This is a genomic window from Sutterella seckii (assembly GCF_009183815.1).
GTDB lineage: Bacteria > Pseudomonadota > Gammaproteobacteria > Burkholderiales > Burkholderiaceae_F > Sutterella > Sutterella seckii.
Genome location: NZ_WEHX01000194.1, coordinates 1 through 1157, shown reverse-complemented (window position 1 = coordinate 1157; position 1157 = coordinate 1). Strand labels below are relative to the sequence as shown.

The 1157-nt window shown below is 47.4% G+C and carries 2 protein-coding genes; both read left to right on the top strand.

The features are described 5' to 3' along the window. Positions 1-247: hypothetical protein (locus GBM95_RS12835; protein WP_226963317.1), on the top strand; the 247-nt coding region annotated here is incomplete at its 5' end. A 112-nt stretch (positions 248-359) separates the two neighbouring features. After that, a complete protein-coding gene (locus GBM95_RS11770) occupies positions 360-1124 on the top strand; it encodes an AAA family ATPase (protein ID WP_152159263.1) in 765 nt (254 codons plus the stop codon). Positions 1125-1157: the final 33 nt, after the last annotated feature.

The following is a 1157-nucleotide window of genomic DNA, read 5'->3' as shown; positions in this document are numbered from 1 at the left end:
CCGGCTCGACCGCAGCAACTTTACGAGCCCGCGGCAAATCCCTGAGGACCTGCGTGAGCAGATCGTAGATCGCTTCTGCAAAGCCGATGTGCGGGATCTGAGTCTGACGCAGGCCTTCTACAAGCTGCTCGATAAAAACAAGGAGTACTGGTGCTCTCTCTCAACGCTTTACCGTCTCTTCAGGGCACACCCTGCGCAAACACTCGACGAAGCCTTGTTGAAGTGTGTTTTTTTAAGTCAATCATGAGAGAAATCGCTCGGGATGTCATCACGCCCATGACGACATAGAGGCAGAGATTGAAAAGCTCTCGAAGCTAGAATCCCAATATGTACTTTATGAGAGATCGGTGTTCAAGATCATGCAGCAAGAGCTCAAGCAGGTTCCTTATGGAGAGCCTTCGTTTGCCTACCTTCGCGAAGCTGGTTACGCGTATGTTGATAAGACCCATTTTATTCAGGTACTAGAGCAGTGTGGAACTCGTTTCCCGTTCATTGTTCGTCCTCGCCGCTTTGGAAAATCTCTTTTTGCAAATATGCTGATGGCGTATTACGACAAGGCAGCTGCGGGAGATTTTGATGAAAGATTCTCAGGAACATGGGTTGGAGATCATCCGACGCCATGGGCTAGCAAGTTTCTCGTTCTCAAACTAGACTTTTCCGGCATAGATGGCGGAGATAGACTAGTTAATAATTTCGTTATTAATGTTTTGACGGGGCTTGAAGATTTTGTCAAACGATATCTTCCTGAAGATTCTCAGATGCAGGAGTTGCTGGATGAATCTTGGTCATCGCCGGCTGCGTTGCTGATGAGTTTTTTTCGCCTTGCGCAAAGAAAGCTAGACGAAGGCCTATACCTGATCATTGACGAATATGACCAGTTTGCCCAAGAAATCCTTTCGAAGGATCCGGAGCAATTTCGCGCAATGACCGGAGCCGAAGGTTTTCTCAAGACTTTCTACGCTTGTATAAAAAACTACGCCTCCCGCGGATTTGTGAAGAGAACCTTTATCACGGGAGTTACATCAATTTCATTGGACTCGATGACCTCTGGCTTCAATCGTCAACTTCCAGCGTTTTTCTACTCCCTACCCAGAGGTAGCTTAAAAACGGCAACGGTTGCCTGAAATAACCACAAAAATGACTTGCGCTTCGTGCGC